This is a genomic window from Dryocola sp. LX212 (assembly GCA_041504365.1).
Classification (GTDB): domain Bacteria; phylum Pseudomonadota; class Gammaproteobacteria; order Enterobacterales; family Enterobacteriaceae; genus Dryocola.
In genome coordinates, this window is sequence record CP167917.1 from 32781 (window position 1) to 48467 (window position 15687).

15 protein-coding genes are annotated in these 15687 nt (G+C 54.4%); 11 read left to right on the forward strand and 4 right to left on the reverse strand.

The window, feature by feature from the left end; translation table 11 throughout:
• Positions 1-34 precede the first annotated feature (34 nt).
• A complete protein-coding gene (gene fdhE, locus ACA108_00190; GenBank protein ID XEX96003.1) occupies positions 35-964 on the reverse strand; it encodes a formate dehydrogenase accessory protein FdhE in 930 nt (309 codons plus the stop codon).
• A 518-nt stretch (positions 965-1482) separates the two neighbouring features.
• On the opposite strand from fdhE, the gene ACA108_00195 reads away from it, so the two are divergent.
• Positions 1483-2880 carry an OprD family outer membrane porin gene (locus tag ACA108_00195; protein XEX96004.1) on the forward strand — a complete coding sequence of 466 codons (1398 nt, stop codon included), beginning with the start codon at positions 1483-1485 and terminating at the stop codon, positions 2878-2880.
• 25 nt (positions 2881-2905) lie between these two features.
• Complete coding sequence (locus ACA108_00200) at positions 2906-3670, forward strand: histidine phosphatase family protein (protein XEX96005.1); 765 nt, start codon at positions 2906-2908, stop codon at positions 3668-3670.
• A gap of 47 nt (positions 3671-3717) precedes the next feature.
• Here ACA108_00200 and fdoI read toward each other — a convergent pair whose 3' ends face one another.
• From fdoI to fdnG, 3 genes are read right to left on the reverse strand one after another with little or no spacing between them, the layout of a single operon-like run.
• Positions 3718-4353: a formate dehydrogenase cytochrome b556 subunit gene (fdoI, locus tag ACA108_00205; GenBank protein XEX96006.1), complete on the reverse strand. Its 636-nt coding sequence runs from the start codon at positions 4351-4353 to the stop codon at positions 3718-3720.
• Complete coding sequence (gene fdxH, locus ACA108_00210; GenBank protein ID XEX96007.1) at positions 4350-5255, reverse strand: formate dehydrogenase subunit beta; 906 nt, start codon at positions 5253-5255, stop codon at positions 4350-4352. Before fdxH ends, fdoI begins: the two co-directional genes overlap by 4 nt.
• A 12-nt stretch (positions 5256-5267) precedes the next feature.
• Positions 5268-8318, reverse strand: a complete 3051-nt coding sequence (fdnG, locus tag ACA108_00215; GenBank protein ID XEX96008.1) for a formate dehydrogenase-N subunit alpha — start codon at positions 8316-8318, stop codon at positions 5268-5270.
• A 171-nt stretch (positions 8319-8489) separates the two neighbouring features.
• Between fdnG and fdhD the strand changes: the two genes are divergently transcribed.
• The 9 genes from fdhD to ACA108_00260 all read left to right on the forward strand — a co-directional run bounded on the left by fdhD (position 8490) and on the right by ACA108_00260 (position 15664).
• Positions 8490-9314 carry a formate dehydrogenase accessory sulfurtransferase FdhD gene (fdhD, locus tag ACA108_00220; protein ID XEX96009.1) on the forward strand — a complete coding sequence of 275 codons (825 nt, stop codon included), beginning with the start codon at positions 8490-8492 and terminating at the stop codon, positions 9312-9314.
• 388 nt (positions 9315-9702) lie between these two features.
• The gene (locus tag ACA108_00225) at positions 9703-10683 is read left to right on the forward strand and encodes a 6-phosphofructokinase (protein XEX96010.1); all 981 of its coding nucleotides are present in this window, start codon (positions 9703-9705) and stop codon (positions 10681-10683) included.
• 11 nt (positions 10684-10694) lie between these two features.
• Positions 10695-11009, forward strand: a complete 315-nt coding sequence (locus ACA108_00230) for a PTS sugar transporter subunit IIB (protein ID XEX96011.1) — start codon at positions 10695-10697, stop codon at positions 11007-11009.
• Complete coding sequence (locus ACA108_00235) at positions 11002-12369, forward strand: PTS sugar transporter subunit IIC (GenBank protein XEX96012.1); 1368 nt, start codon at positions 11002-11004, stop codon at positions 12367-12369. The genes ACA108_00230 and ACA108_00235 overlap by 8 nt, the downstream gene beginning before the upstream one ends.
• Positions 12356-13198, forward strand: a complete 843-nt coding sequence (locus ACA108_00240) for a ketose-bisphosphate aldolase (GenBank protein XEX96013.1) — start codon at positions 12356-12358, stop codon at positions 13196-13198. The genes ACA108_00235 and ACA108_00240 overlap by 14 nt, the downstream gene beginning before the upstream one ends.
• Positions 13199-13267: 69 nt before the next feature.
• Entirely contained in the window at positions 13268-13537 is a 270-nt protein-coding gene (locus ACA108_00245; GenBank protein XEX96014.1) for a hypothetical protein, read from the forward strand.
• A 9-nt stretch (positions 13538-13546) separates the two neighbouring features.
• Positions 13547-13984, forward strand: a complete 438-nt coding sequence (locus tag ACA108_00250) for a PTS sugar transporter subunit IIA (GenBank protein XEX96015.1) — start codon at positions 13547-13549, stop codon at positions 13982-13984.
• Positions 13981-14538, forward strand: coding sequence for an AAA family ATPase (locus ACA108_00255; GenBank protein XEX96016.1), 558 nt, complete (start codon positions 13981-13983; stop codon positions 14536-14538). Before ACA108_00250 ends, ACA108_00255 begins: the two co-directional genes overlap by 4 nt.
• 160 nt (positions 14539-14698) lie before the next feature.
• Positions 14699-15664 carry a chemotaxis protein gene (locus ACA108_00260; GenBank protein ID XEX96017.1) on the forward strand — a complete coding sequence of 322 codons (966 nt, stop codon included), beginning with the start codon at positions 14699-14701 and terminating at the stop codon, positions 15662-15664.
• Positions 15665-15687 lie beyond the last annotated feature (23 nt).

Below are 15687 nucleotides of genomic sequence, written 5' to 3' on the forward strand. Positions count from 1 at the left end.
GAGGCGGATAACGCGAAGCTATCCGCCTGCAAACTTACTCGCCTTCCCCTGGGAACAGGAAAGGGTTGATGCTGCTGCGGGCGAAGCCTTCCTGCTCCATGCGCGCGTCCAGCACCAGCGAGGCCAGGTCGTCCGCCACGGCTTCCACTTTGGCATCCTTCTCCTGATACAGCAGTTTCAGGTAGGTGCCACAGTCGCCGCAGCTTTCCGCTTTGATGGCCGACTGTTCGCTGTCCAGCGACCAGTAGTTCAAATCGCGGGTCTGTTCGCAGTTGCTGCATTTTACGCGCACCACGTGCCACTCGGTTTCGCACAGGTTGCAGTGCAGGTAGCGCAGGCCGCTGGTGGTGCCAATCTGGACCACGCTCGACACGGGCATTGAGCCGCACACCGGGCAGAACTGGCGTTGTTCGCCATATTCGGCTTTCGCTTTGCCGGGGATGAGGCTTGCCATCTGCGCCCAGTAAAGCGACAGCGCTGCCCAGATGAACGGGGCTTTATCGCTGGAAACCTGCGCAAAGTCGGCGTTAAACAGCGACGTTGCCATCTCTTCCAGCTCCAGGGAAGAGGCCTTCTCCAGATTTTCAATCACCGCCAGCGCCTGGCCGTCCATCTCCGGCTTTAGCTCGGCGATTAACGAATTCAGCAGCTGCTGCCAGTGCGGGTCGCGCGGCAGAACGTGAATATCCAGCGGCGGCTTGCCCGTCTCGGCTGATTTTTGGAGCAGCGCGGTTAAATCTATCTGCAGCGGGTGGTCGTACAAAACCACTTCCTGCGCGTGGGCGATAAGCGCAGCAAAGCGCAGGAAATCACCCAGCGGATTATCGGTTGCCAGCTCGCGCAGTCGTTCAGCGCGGCGGTTGTAGAGATTTTTCAGCCTGGGGAACAATAACGGTGGGATCATGTCCGCCGTGCGTTTCTCGCTCTTATCCAGCTGATCTTGCGGGACTATGCGAATACTCATTCCTATCTGTCTTCCTGTTACGACGGGGTGAACCCGTCTGGCTTAACATATCCTGCCGGAGCACGTCGGGCAGACACGGCATATGATTTATCAGGCAGTGTGAATGAAGAAGAGGATAACCGCAATTACCCTTGCTCGGTAAAGGGTAAATCAATGGGCGGCTGGTCGATGTACATCACGTGAAGCCTTATGGGTAATACACCTCATTCATTATTTCTGACAGAGATGCGTTCAAAATAAAATAGCGCGTCATGTTAATAAGGTGTAATACATTTATTCGTTTACTGATAGCGCTTCCTTTTATTGCTTTCTTTAATAGCACCGTTCTTGGAATTTAATCTGCGGCTCAGTTCTCAAAAATAACCTTTTTCTCTTCGTGGAAAGCACGTTGTTGAGTATATTCCGTGGGAACAGCAGGGTTGTCACCTTAACAGGGCAAAACCTAAATTGCGCGATGAGCTTTTCAAGCTCATCGCGCAATTTAGGTTTTTTTTTGCAAAAAAATGGATGGCTATGACATGGATATATTAAATGTTCCAGTAACAAATAGTAGAGTCAGGCAGCTAACCCGCCATGTCGGCGGCTTGCCAATAAAACATTATTATTACCTGTTTGCATTATCTGGTTTGCTAGGGGCAACGCCGGTCCTGGCGCAATTAGCAGAAAGTGAAATGCCGAAAAATGTTGATAGCTTTATTAGCGATTCCCATCTGGATATGGCATTGCGCAACCAATGGAAATATTTGAAAGAAAATGCGTCACAGCCTAAAGAAGTCCATAATGCCTGGGGGCAAAGCGCTACGCTAAATTTTGAATCAGGTTATCTGTGGGACGTTATTGGGTTTGATGCAAGCTACAGCCAGGTCATTAAGCTCGCGGCCAGCGATTACTTTTCCACCCGTGCACTGCTCTATAACGACGGTCAGGGAATGGATAAAAAGAACGCCAAAGGCTTCAATAAATTTGGCCAGCGCTACCTTAAAGTTAAAGCTGGTGATGAGAGTGCGGGGCTGAAGGCGAAAATTGGCTGGCATGAGCTAAAGAATTTCGGTGTTCTGACGACCTCTAATCGATTGACTAAAAACAGTTATTTTGGCTACAGCGGCTCACTGGTATATGACCGTTTGCAGCTTGATTTCGGCTGGTTAAGCGACAGCATTAACCGTGACTCACCGAATAAAAGCCATTTTCAAACGGCGGACAGGCGCAATATCGCCAATGTACGGACCGGCGGACTGAGCTGGAAAAACGATAAAATGCGCCTTTCTTATGGCTATGGCGAAGCAAAAGATTACCAGCGTCGCCACGCCGTAGAAATGGCATGGCAACCCCTGGAAAACTGGACCCTGGCTTCGCAGGTATATGGCAGCGAGGCACTGGCGGGATATAAAAAAATGGCTGCCGGGAAAAAGGAATACGATAATCAGGCCTGGCACTATGTGGGGGAGATCCGCTGGCAGGACCCACGTTGGTTATTTAAATTCGCAGCGGCGCATACTAATGCTCATAAAGAGTCAGGCGTAGGCATTTATGGCCGTCATATTGCTAAAAACAGCCGCGGACGTTTTAACGCATTAACCTCAGCCGGGGTGGATTATATGCGCGATGGCGAAACCGCGCTGGCGCTGTATGGCCAGTATCAGACGCACCGTACATTAACCAGCGGTTTACAGCTAAATTACGGTCAGTTCAGCTATAAAGATAACCTTGTTCGTTCAGGCGAGGTGTCATTAATTAATGTCTGGGCGCCCGATAGCGCGCCGCTCAAAGATTTATCAGTGTTTATAAACGTCGGTTACGGCTGGCATTATAAGAATGTTAACGCCACACCTACACTAAGTGATTCCGGGAAATATATGCGTTCCCCAAGCTTGTCTTCTGAAATTGTCGTGGATTACCGCTTTGGGCTTTTTTGAAAGTAATTAATAAAGGAGTCAGAAAATGAAAGTTACAGTAAATTGGCTGATTGGCCTGTGTCTTTTTATGGGTATAAGTCAGAGTTATGCTGCCGATGTGACTATCTATCTTACGCGCCATGGTAAGACGATGTTTAATACGGTTCATCGCGCGCAGGGCTGGGCCGACACGCCGCTGACCGCACCTGGTGTAGAGGTGGCCCGCCTGCTGGGCAAGGGGCTGAAAGAGGTAAACTTTTACTCGGTTTATGCCAGCGATGCCGGACGGGCAAGGGAAACCGCCCGGTTGATCATGGAGGCTAAATCGACGCCTTTCACCTTAAATGAAAGCAAGGGGCTCAGAGAAGTGGGTGTTGGTATCTTTGAAGGCGATCTCGATCCCAATATGTGGGGAGCCGCTGCGAAACAGGCTGGTTTTTCATCTGAAACTGCTCTGATGAAGAGTTACGGTGAAGGAAAAACGACGCTTGCCGAAATGATTGATGCTATCGCTGCTGCCGACAGCAGCGGTATAGCGGAACGTTATAATACTGTCGCAGAACGTATGGAGCGCAGCATTTTAAGTATCGCACGCGCCGCGCACGGCGACGAGCAACGTAATGTTCTCGTCGTTTCTCACGGATTGGCGATAGGGATGCTGCTTGAAAAACTTGGCTACACGGAGCTGAAAAAGCCGCTTGAAAATGCCAGCGTCACCAAAATTCGCTACACCGATGAAGGAAAACTGATCGTAGAATCGGTGGGGGATATGAGCTACGTCGAGCAGGGTAGAGCGCAGGAGAAGCGTTAGATAAAAATCAGGAGAAACGACCCGGTCGTTTCTCCTGCCATAACAGATCAGTCCAGCTTGTTTTGTTCTTTCCGGCGAACCTCGCGATACCATTTCGGGTGATGTTTTTTGGCCCAGGTCGTGGTGACCCAGCCTTCCACCATTGCGGTAATCGTGCCTTTTACCCACAGTGCAGCATAGATATGCACCATGATCACCACAATTAACGCGACTGCGGCAAATGAATGCACCATCAGCGCAGCGCGAATAACCGGGATGGAGAACGCAGGCGCGAAGTAAGGCCGCCAGATAACCACACCGCTCGCCAGCAGCAGCACCAGCAGAATAATCGCCGCCCAGAACACACATTTCTGGCCGAAGTTATACCGCCCGGTGTCGCCCACCTCCTCATTAACGACGATCTTACGAATATTCTTCGCCCAAAAGATATCATCCCGATTGATGAGGTTGTGATGCCAGTAGCGGAAAAACATGATGATAAACGAGGCAAACATCACCACGCCCACGAACGGGTGCAGGATGCGCGCCAGCTGCGGCGTGCCCAGAATGTGCATCAGCCAGTTGAAGGAGGGGAAGAAGAACCCCAGCCCGCTCACCGCCGCCAGCACGAAGCAGAAGGCGGTGACCCAGTGGTTGATGCGCTCAGGGGCGCTGTAGCGCTGAATAGTCACTTGTTTTTTCATGGCTTGCGCACCTCGTCATCGTCATGATGCAGGTTGTCATCATCGATTTCGGCACGGTTCGGGCCGACCCCCACATAGTGAAACACGCTGGCGGCAAAGGTCGCGGCAAAGCCGATGGCGGCCAGCGGCTTCCAGACGCCTTTCCAGAATTTCACCGTTGGGCTGATAGACGGGTTTTCGGGCAGGCCGTGGTAGAGCGTCGGCTTGTCCGCATGATGCAGCACGTACATCACGTGGGTGCCGCCAACTCCCGCCGGATCGTACAGCCCGGCGTTGTCGTAGCCACGGGTTTTCAGCTCCGCGACCCGCTCGCCGGCCAGCACTTTCATGTCGTCTTTCGAACCGAAATGAATTGCGCCGGTCGGGCAGGTTTTCACGCAGGCAGGCTCCTGGCCGACGGTCACTCGGTCCACGCACAGGGTGCATTTGTAGACGCGGTTGTCCTCCGGGTTCAGGCGCGGTATGTCGAACGGGCAGCCCGCAATGCAGTAGCCGCAGCCGATGCACTGCTCAGACTGGAAGTCGACGATGCCGTTGGCATACTGGATGATCGCCCCTTCCGACGGGCACGCCTTCAGGCAGCCGGGATCCGCGCAGTGCATGCAGCCATCCTTGCGGATAAGCCACTCCAGCTTGTCGTTTTGCTCCACTTCCGAAAAGCGCATTACGGTCCAGGATTTGGCGGTCAGATCCGCCGGGTTGTCATAAACCCCGACGTTGTGCCCCACCTCATCGCGGATGTCGTTCCACTCCGAACACGCCACCTGGCAGGCCTTGCAGCCGATGCAGGTGGTGACGTCGATGAGCTTCGCCACCTCCTGCTGGTGATCCCGCGCCTGGGGGGCGGGCGTGAAGCCGTTGGTGGCGGAACGACGGATAATGTCCTGAGATTGATAAGCCATAGTTCGTCTCCGTTACACCTTTTCCACGTTGACCAGGAACGCCTTAAACTCTGGCGTTTGCGTGTTGGCATCACCGACAAACGGCGTCAGCGTGTTGGCGAGGAAGCCTTTTTTCGCCACGCCTTCGTAACCCCAGTGAATAGGGATGCCGATGGTGTCCACCTTCTGTCCGTTCACATCAAGCGTGCGGATACGCTTGGTCACCACCGCTTTGGCCTTGATATAGCCACGGTTGGAGGAGACCTTCACCGTATCGCCCTGAACAATCCCGAGCTTGTTCGCGAGCTTCTCGCCAATCTCGATAAACTGCTCCGGCTGCGCGATGGCGTTCAGCAGCGCGTGCTTGGTCCAGTAGTGGAAGTGCTCCGTCAGGCGATAGGTGGTGCCGACGTACGGGAACTTGTCATGCTTGCCCATCGCCTCAAGATCGCCCTTGAACACGCGGGCGGCTGGGTTAGAGACCACGTTCGGGTGCAGCGGGTTGGTGCCCAGCGGCGTCTCAAACGGCTCGTAGTGCTCGGGGAACGGCCCTTCCGCCATTTTGTCGATGGCAAACAGGCGCCCTAAGCCTTCCGGCTGCATGATAAACGGCCCGACGTCCGTGCCCGGCGCGGCGGTGCTGTAGTCGGCAACGTCTGCGCCGCCCCACTTCGCGCCGTCCCAGGAAATAAGGCGACGTTTTTCATCCCACGGTTTGCCCTGCGGATCTGCGGATGCGCGGTTATAAAGAATGCGGCGGTTAAGCGGCCACGCCCAGGCCCAGCCTAAGGTGTTACCCAAACCTGATGGGTCCGCGTTATCACGGCGTGCCATCTGGTTGCCATCTGGCGTCCAGCTTCCGGCGAAGATCCAACAGCCACTGGAAGTGGTGCCGTCATCACGCAGTTGGGCGAACGAGCTCAGCTGCTGGCCTTTTTTCACCAGCACCGCGCCCGTTGCTGGGTCGATAACGTCCTGCAGCGCCTTGCCGTTGCTCTCCATGGCCACTTCTTCCGGCGCCGGGTTGTCCGGTGTCAGGTAGTTCCAGGTCATGTTGACCACCGGCTCCGGCAGCTTGCCGCCGTCGCGCAGGTACATGTGGCGCAGGCGGGTGAAGATACCCGCGAGGATTTCGCCGTCGTTCAGCGCTTCCCCCGGCGCGTCCGCGCCCTTCCAGTGCCACTGCAGCCAGCGGCCGGAGTTCACGATGGAGCCATTCTCTTCGGCGAAGCAGGTGGACGGCAGGCGGAAGACCTCGGTCTGGATTTTCGACGGATCGACATCGTTCATCTCGCCGTGGTTTTGCCAGAAGTTGGAGGTTTCAGTGTTCAGCGGGTCGATGGTGACGAGGAACTTCAGCTTCGACAGCGACGCAATCACCTTGTTTTTATTCGGGAAGGACGCCACCGGGTTAAAGCCCTGGCACAGATAGCCATTGACCTTGCCCTGGTTCATCATCTCGAAGTACTGCAGGACGTCGTAGCCCTTGTCCCACTTCGGCAGCCAGTCATAGCCCCAGCTGTTTTCCGCTGTGGCCTTGTCGCCGAAGAAGGCCTTCATCATCGAGACGAAGAATTTCGGGTAGTTGCCCCAGTAGTTCACCTGGCCTTCCAGCAGCGGCTTCGGCGTATTGGCGGCAAGGTAGGTCTGCAGGTCGGGCTGCTTTTCGTTTGGCAGCGTCATGTAGCCCGGCAGGCTCTGTGACAGCAGGCCGAGATCGGTCAGGCCCTGGATGTTGGAGTGGCCGCGCAGGGCGTTCACGCCGCCACCCGCCATGCCCATGTTGCCGAGCAGCAGCTGGATCATTGCCATGGTGCGGATGTTCTGCGCGCCCACGGAGTGCTGCGTCCAGCCCAGCGCATAGAGGAACGACGCCGTTTTGTTCTTCACGCTGGTGGCGGCAATGTATTCGCACACCTTGATGAAGTCGTCTTTTGGCGTGCCGCAGATGTTCGACACCACGTCCGGCGTATAGCGGGAGACGTGCTCTTTGAGCAGGTTCCACACGCAGCGGGGATGGCTGAGCGTCAGGTCGCGCTTAGCGAAACCCTTCTCATCCAGCTCGTAGTTCCAGGTTGTTTTGTCGTATTTGCGGTTTGCCGCGTCGTAGCCGGAGAACAGGCCGTCGTCGAAGCTGTAATCCTCACGCACAATCAGGTTGGCGTTGGTGTAGGCCTCAACGTACTCGCGGTTGAATTTATTGTTGGTAATCAGGTACAGCAGCACGCCCGACAGGAAGGCTATGTCGGTACCGGAACGAATCGGGGTATAAAAATCCGCCACCGAAGCGGTTCGCGTGAAGCGCGGATCGATAACGAGCAGCTTCGCGCCGTTGTGAATTTTGGCTTCCATCGCCCAGCGGAACCCGACCGGGTGCGCTTCTGCGGCGTTGCCACCCATCACAATCACGAGATCGGCGTTTTTAATATCAACCCAGTGGTTGGTCATCGCACCGCGACCAAATGTTGGAGCAAGACTTGCTACCGTTGGTCCGTGTCAGACGCGCGCCTGGTTATCCACGGCAAGCATGCCGAGGGCGCGGGTAAATTTCTGGGTTAAATAGCCGGTTTCGTTACTGGAGGCGGATGCGCACAGCATGCCGGTAGAGAGCCAGCGGTTGACGGTGGCGCCCTGGTCGTTCTGCTCGATGAAGTTGGCGTCGCGGTCTTCTTTCATCAGCTTCGCGATGCGGTCGAAGGCCGTTTCCCAGCTGATTTGCTGCCACTTATCCGAGCCGGGCGCGCGGTAAGACGGGAACTTGAGGCGGCTTTCGCTGTGGATGAAATCCACCAGGCCTGCGCCTTTCGGGCAGAGCGCGCCGCGGTTGACCGGGTGATCCGGGTCGCCTTCAATGTGGAAGATGGATGCTTTGGCATTTTTTGCCCCGTCGCCCAGGCTGTACATTAATAGCCCACAACCAACGGAACAGTATGTGCAGGTATTACGGGTTTCGCGGGTGCGCAGCAGCTTGTACTGCCGGGTTTCCGCAAGCGCAACGCCCGGGGCAAAGCCCAGCGCCGCTGCCGTGGTGCCTGCCATACCGCCAGCGCAGATCTTAAAGAACTGCCTTCTGCTGACCTGCATGGATACTCCTTTCGACATTTTTCACATGACTTATAGGTTTATTTTTGCGGTGTAAGCCGCAAAGGTTCACAATCGGAACCGCTAAACGGGTTATTACCCTTCTTCCTGAAGGGGTAGTATGTCCAGAATACCACATTGGTATTAAGGCTGTTCTCATCCGGTTAATAGAAAGTGAATAAAACTGACGTAAATCACGAAAAAAATGTGACAGAAATCGCAGGGTTAAGCGCGGTGGATCTGTGGACGCGGGGCTCGCTCGAGGTTGCCAAAAGCGACTGGATTGCCGAGGAGGTGCCCGTCGCGCTGGTCTACAACGGTATTTCTCACGTGGTGATGATGGCCTCGCCGAAGGACCTGGAGCAGTTTGCGCTGGGCTTCTCCCTCTCCGAGGGCATTATTGAATCCCCTTCAGAAATTTTTGGCATCGACACCGTGCCGGGCTGCAGCGGCATCGAAGTACAAATTGAACTCTCCAGCCGCCGCTTTATGGGCCTGAAAGAGCGCCGCCGTTCCCTTGCCGGGCGCACTGGCTGCGGTGTCTGCGGTGTAGAACAGCTTAACGATATTGGCCGCCCGGTTACCCCACTGCCTTTCACCCAGACGTTCAATCTGAACCTGCTTGACGCGGCGCTGGGCAAAATGCGCGAGTACCAGCCCATCGGCGAGCTGACGGGCTGTACGCACGTTGCGCTGTGGCTCAACGGGCAGGGTGAAATTCTGGATGGCAAAGAAGATATTGGCCGCCACGTGGCGCTCGACAAGCTGCTCGGCACCCGCGCCCGCCAGAACTGGCACAGCGGCGCGGCGTTAGTCTCCAGCCGTGCAAGCTACGAGATGGTGCAAAAATCCGCCCAGTGCGGGGTCGAGATCCTCTTCGCGGTTTCAGCCGCCACCACGCTTGCCGTCGAAGTGGCCCAGCGCTGCAACCTGACGCTGGTGGGCTTCAGCAAGCCTGGCCGCGCGACTGTTTATACGCACCCTGAGCGGCTGCGATAACGTTGAGAATCGCCGGCATCTTTCAGATGCTGGCTGGATGCTTTAAGAAACCCGATTCCGGCTTTTCCTTCTCCGATTTCCCGCATAAAAATGCGTGGATAGTCACATTTCTGATATCTGCTTTTTATCCGTTATCCCCTGAATTTTGCCATTCATTAAATCCCTTTCTGAAATCCGTTTACCTCCTTGAAATATAATATTTTTTCACGATATTAGCGGCGGCCCGCTGTTTTTTACAATGTTACATTCATCACAATAAATGACCGTTAAAACCCTCTGTCAATATTCATGGTCGCCAGATGAATCGCATTTTTGTGACATTCATTGCAAATCGAGGGCTTGTTAAAAAGGAAAAATGATTGCAGGGAAATTAAATGGGGTAAGGGTCATGAGAATCGGCATGGTAATTAGCGGCGGGGATGTGACAGGAATAAATAACTTTGTATTCCAGGTCTCCAGATTAGCCCGGGCAGAAATCATTTTATTCAATGGGGGTATTCCCGGCCTGTTGCAAAATAAATATCAGGCTATTTCCCTGCGTGATTTAGTGGACTTTTCCATTGCCGCCATTCCGATTATGTCTTCGGGAAGAACCAGCCGTAAATTGATGGCCCCGGAATATGAAACCATCGCGAAGCAGCTTAAAGCCCTGCATATTGATGTGCTTATTATGGCGGGCGGCGACGGCTCGCTACAGTTTCTTCATCACCTTAGCGAGTACGGTGTGAACTGTTTCGGCGTCGGCATGACCATCGATAATGACGTTTACGGCAGCGATTACACGATTGGTTTTTCTACCGCCTGCGAACAGGTTATTAAAGAGGTCAGTAAGCTGCGTAATACCGGCCGGGCATTGCCGGGACGGGTATTTATGGTCGAGCTGCTGGGCGGCTACTGCGGCGAATTGACTCTGCAGTCGGCGATTAAAAGCAACGCTGATTTCGCGCTGATCCCTGAATGCCAGCAGACGCTGAGCGAGCTGGCCGGGAAAATTACCGCCAGGCTTGAATCGCAAAACAGCGTCGTGATCCTCTGCTCTGAAGGCTACACCAAAGAGTACTCCCCCGGCTTTCAGGGGGCGATTGATACCATGATTAAACAGCTTGAGCCGAAAATCGGCGTGCGCATCCGTAAGTCGATAGTCGGCTACAGCCTGCGTAACGGTGACCCGACCTGCGAAGAGATTTATCAGGGCACAATTATGGCCGGAGAGGTCGTGCGCTGCATCCGGTCAGGCATGAGAAATAAAGCAGTCATTATTAATTCGAGTAATAAACCGATCCCGATAGATTTAATCAGTATGCAAAAGCGCCTCGTCGACACCGAAGGGCACCATTATAAATTAGCCAGGCAACTCGATATTATTTGAGGAGTGAATCAATGCTTAAAATTCTATGCGTATGTGGCTGCGGTTTAGGTTCCAGTTTCGCCATTGAAATGACGGCGAAGGCGGTGCTTAAAAAATTAGAAATCCCGGCCGAGATTGAACACACCACCGTCTCCGAAGCGGGCGCTTTTAAATCCGATATTATTCTTACGCAAAAAACCTTCGCCGATATTTTAACGGCGGACGCCAGCGAAGAGGAAATTAAACGCGTTATCGTGCTGCACCGCTTAACGGACAAAGACGAAATTGAGCAGAAAATTGTCGCCTTTTTAAAAGAACGAAATGTGAAGGTACTCGAAAATGAATAGCATCATTCACTTTATCGTTAAGGACCTGCTGGGGCAGGCATCGATTCTGATTGCCTTTATCGCCATGCTCGGTCTTTTGCTGCAGAAGAAATCGAAGGGCAAAGTGGCGGAAGGCACGTTTAAAACGCTGCTCGGCTTTTTAATCATGATGGCGGGCATCAATATTATCGTCGATACCCTGACCTTCCTGAACGATATCTTCACCCACGGCTTCGGCATGAAGGGCTACATCACCGACGTGGCGGCGATTGCGGGGCTGGCAAACCGCGAGCTGGGTTCGGAAGTGGCGCTCACGCTGATGGTGATTTTCATCGTCAACATCATCATTGCCCGTATCACGCCGTTTAAATACATCTTTCTTACCGGCCAGGCGCTGCTGTGGATGGCCACCATCGGTGCGGTCATCGGCTACAAATCGGGGCTGACAGGGGCGCCGCTGATCCTGACCGGGGGGATTTTCGGCGGAATTATGGCGGTGCTGATGCCCGCGCTTGCTCAGCCGGTCGTGCGCCGCATTACTGGATCGGATGACGTGGCGCTCGGCCACTTCTGCACCATTGGCTACCTGGTGCAGGCGGCGGTGGCGAAGGTGGTGGGCAAAGGGTCGAAATCCACCGAAGACCTGGTGCTGCCGGATAACTTCAAATTCCTGCAGGACACCTACCTCTCTATGGCGGTGGTGATGATCCCGATGTATCTCATCCCCGCGCTGGCGGCCGGGCCGGAATACATCAGCCAGTATTCCAACGGCGTGAACTACTTGATGTTTGCATTTATGCAGTCGATTCAGTTTGTTGCCGGGGTATTCGTGCTCTATAGCGGCGTACGTCTGCTGTTAAACGAACTGGTTCCCGCGTTCCGCGGCATTGCGATGCGCATTGTGCCCGACGCAAAACCCGCGCTGGATTGCCCGGTTCTGTTTCCGTATGCCCCTAACGCCGTTATCGTCGGCTTCCTGGCTACCACGGCGGGTTCCATCATCGGCATGATTGTCTTCCCTATGTTTGGCCTGGCGATGATCCTCCCCGGCCTGCTGACCAACTTCTTTGCGGGCGGTACCGCAGGCATTTTCGGTAACGCGATGGGCGGCAGACGCGGCGCGGTGATCGGCGGCGTGGTACACGGCCTGTTCATTACCTTCCTGCCGGCAATTCTGGTACCGATGCTGGAAAGCTACGGCTTTACCGGCGTGACCTTCAGCGACTCCGACGTGATCGGCAGCGGCCTGATTCTGGGGCACGTCTTCCAGAATAACTGGACGTTTGTCGGCGTATTTATCCTGTTAGTGGCGCTCATCGCCTGGTTCGTGAATGGCAAATCAACCAAACCTCAAGAGGAAAAAGCACATGAGTCTGTATAACTTCCCTGATTTATTGCAGGTGGCAAAAGCACGCGGTTTTAAAGCGGTTGGTTCCTTCAACTTACATTGTCTGGAAATGCTGCCCGCCTTTTTTAAAGCGGCAAAAGCGACGAACAGCCCGTTAATGATTCAGATCTCAACCGGCACGGCGGAATATTTAGGCTATCGTTTGCTGGTCGATTCAGTTTGTTCTTTAGCGGAAAGCCAGGATATTCCGACCTGCCTGCATCTGGATCACTGTTCGGATATTGAATCCATTAAAACGGCCATTGACGCCGGGTTCAGCTCGGTGATGTATGACGGCTCGCATTTGGAAATGGCAGAGAATATCGCCAATACGCGAAAAGTTATCGAAATTGCCCGCCCGCGAAATGTTTCTGTTGAGGCAGAGTTAGGCGCAATCGGCGGTTCGGAAGACGGTAAAGCGGTGGCGGCGGAAGATATTTGTTTTACCACCACGGAAGATGCCCGGCAGTTTGTCGATGCCACGAAGGTCGATATGCTGGCGGTTTCCGTGGGCACCGTGCACGGCCTGTACACCGGCAAGGCCAAAATCCAGCATCAGCGCCTGGCGGACATCAGCGAAGTCACCAGAACGCCGCTGGTACTGCACGGTGGAACGGGCGTCAGCGATGATGACATGCGCCGCGCCGTGGCGGGGGGAATCGACAAAGTGAACGTCGGCACAGAGATGAACGTTCAGTGGGTCGGTCACTGCCAGCAGACGTTCGGCAAAGGCAAAGTTAACGACAGCGTGCGCAAATTTTTAATTCCGGCTAATGATGCGGTGGCTGCGGTATTAATCGAAAAGATTGCATTATTTAAATAACGACCGCGTTAATCTTTACTCTTCACTGTAACCCTGGTTGCCCGGCAATCATCGGGGCGGGAGATAGCTATGTTTGAATCATTAAAAAGACTGTTTAAGCCGGATAATACAGATACGGAAAAATATGATATTCAGGCGGCGCAGCTTGCGGCTGAATTAACGGCTCTGGAAAATATATTATCGGCAGATCCCCTGAATAGCGAAGCGCAAAAAACATTAATGCTGCGCTATAACCAGGCGTTACAGGTCTTTGCGAAGAGTAAAACGCACCGTCAGCATATTGATCCTTTATTTGTCAAAATAGACGAGCTGCGCAATATCATCCGCAGAACGATTTAAGGAGCCACTATGGCTATTAAGGAGTTATTGATCGAGGCGCAGGCAATCCAGGTCGGCGTACGTGAAAAGGACTGGCAAAAAGTTATTGAAATGGCGGCGCGGCCGCTGGTTGAGAACGGCTATATTTTGCCGTCCTATCATCAGGCGGTAATCGCTAACACGCTGGAGCACGGTGCCTATTACGTCTTTGAGGAAGGCGTCGCCATGCCCCATGCCAGGCCGGAGTGCGGGGTGCTGAGGAACTGCTTCAGTCTGCTGCTGCTGGAGGAGCCGATCGCCTTTGCCGACAGTGACAAGGCCGATATCGTCATCATGTTTGCCGCCAGGGACAGTAACGGGCACATAGAAGAAGGCATTCGCGCCATTGTGAACCTGCTGGGCGATGACGAGGTGATGACGAAGCTGCGTCAGGCAAAGAACAAAGAAGAGGCGATCGCAATATTATGAGCCAGACTACGCGAACACAGGGCAAAACGGTGGTACTGGTGAACGGCGTTCCCGCATCCGGGAAAAGCACCATCGCGCGTCTGCTGTCAGAGCACTTTGCTTTGCCGGTTTTGACCATCGACGGGATCAAAGAGCCGTTTATGGCGCAGTTTGATGATATTGACAGGCCGTTCAACCGACGGCTGGGCTGCGCGGCCTACGAGGTGATTTGGTCAATAGTGGCAGACAGCCCCCGGCAGTGCGTATTTCTGATTGACGCCTGGTTTGGCTTCCAGCCGAAGGCGTCGCTCGTCCGCTATCTTGAGCAGGCGGGCATTACCCGCGTGCTGGAAGTCTGGAACAGCATTCCCGGTAATCTTGCGGCGGCGCGCTATGCGCAAAGGCTGGACGTCAGGCGTAACGGGCACCCCGGTGAAGAGTATTTACCGGAGCTGCTGCGGCTGGCCGATAGTGCACAGCCTATGGCGCTGGGGCCGGTTTATACCCTGGATCAGGGGAAGCCGATAGACAGTGCGGCGCTGGTTGCCTGGCTGGGAAAGGCGCTGGAGAACTAAGCGAAGCGGCCCTCTCATTTGCGCGGGGGGCCGTAGCCTCCTCCTAACCCGCATCAATAAGCCAATTTCACTCCACTTTTTTTCCTTTCTGCCGATAACTTAACCAGGACGTTGAAACGCATCGCGATGCCCATCCGCCGGGCGATTATTCGAGGTTAAAGTGGATAGTTTTCAAAAAGATATTGATGAAAGGGCTAACCTTGCGTTATCCAACAAATTCGAGCTTCTGCTGTTCCGCCTGGGCACAGGCCAGCACGCTGACAAATCCGAGCTGTACGGCATCAACGTCTTCAAGCTGCGCGAAATAGTGCCGATGCCGAAGATTAACCGGGCTGCGGGCATGGCATCACCGCTGATGGGCATGGCTAATATCCGCGACCAGATTATCCCGGTTATCGATCTGCCCGCCGTCACCGGCTGCGTGGCCGAAACCGGTCTCAACCTGCTGCTGATCACCGAGTACGCCCGCAGTACGCAGGCGTTCGCCGTGGAATCAGTTGAAAACATTATTCGTCTGGACTGGAGCCAGGTTCACGCCGCCGAAGCGGGCGTCAGCAGCCGCAATATCACCAGCATCGCCTCGCTGGACGGCGAAGATTACAAAGGTGAGCTGGCGCTGGTGCTGGACGTTGAACAGATTCTGTACGACATCCTGCCGTCCGGCCGTAACGTTGATGTGTCCGCTATAGAAGAGAAAAGCTACACCCTGAAACCAGGGGCCGTGGCGATTGTGGCGGAAGATTCAAAGGTAGCCCGTTCCATGCTGGAGCAGGGGCTGAAAGGCATGGGTATTCCGGCGATCATGCACCCTACGGGCCTTGCTGCCTGGGAAAATATTCAGGCGATTGCGGCGGCGGCGAAAGCGGACGGCGTGCCAATCACCGACAGAATTGGCATGGTGCTCACCGACATCGAAATGCCGGAAATGGACGGTTTTACTTTGACGAGAAATATTAAAACGGATGCCGGTCTGAAAAGTATTCCGGTCATCATCCACTCGTCGCTTTCCGGCAGCGCCAACGAGGATCATGTGAGAAAAGTCGGGGCCAACGGCTACGTCGCGAAGTTTGACGTACAGGAGCTTTCGGCGGTGATCCATAAAGCGCTTGCGGACGCGGTGCTGTAAGTCTTTTTCTGAATGCCCTCTCT